Source organism: Enterobacter sp. ENT02, from assembly GCF_019219165.1.
GTDB classification, from domain to species: domain Bacteria; phylum Pseudomonadota; class Gammaproteobacteria; order Enterobacterales; family Enterobacteriaceae; genus Enterobacter; species Enterobacter mori.
Window position 1 is genome coordinate 1 of record NZ_JAHUWD010000050.1, and the last position, 234, is coordinate 234.

The window sequence follows — 234 nt, forward strand, 5'->3', positions numbered from 1 at the left end:
TTATGCGGTATTAGCTACCGTTTCCAGTAGTTATCCCCCTCCATCAGGCAGTTTCCCAGACATTACTCACCCGTCCGCCGCTCGCCGGCAAAGTAGCAAGCTACTTCCCGCTGCCGCTCGACTTGCATGTGTTAGGCCTGCCGCCAGCGTTCAATCTGAGCCATGATCAAACTCTTCAATTTAAGTTTGATGCTCGTGAATTAAACTTCGTAATGAATTACGTATGTTCACTCA

At 48.7% G+C, this 234-nt stretch carries 1 rRNA gene; it reads right to left on the reverse strand.

Features of this window, described 5'->3' with window-relative positions:
- Window positions 1-182, reverse strand: a 16S ribosomal RNA gene (locus KW829_RS23105); the annotation flags it as partial.
- Window positions 183-234 lie beyond the last annotated feature (52 nt).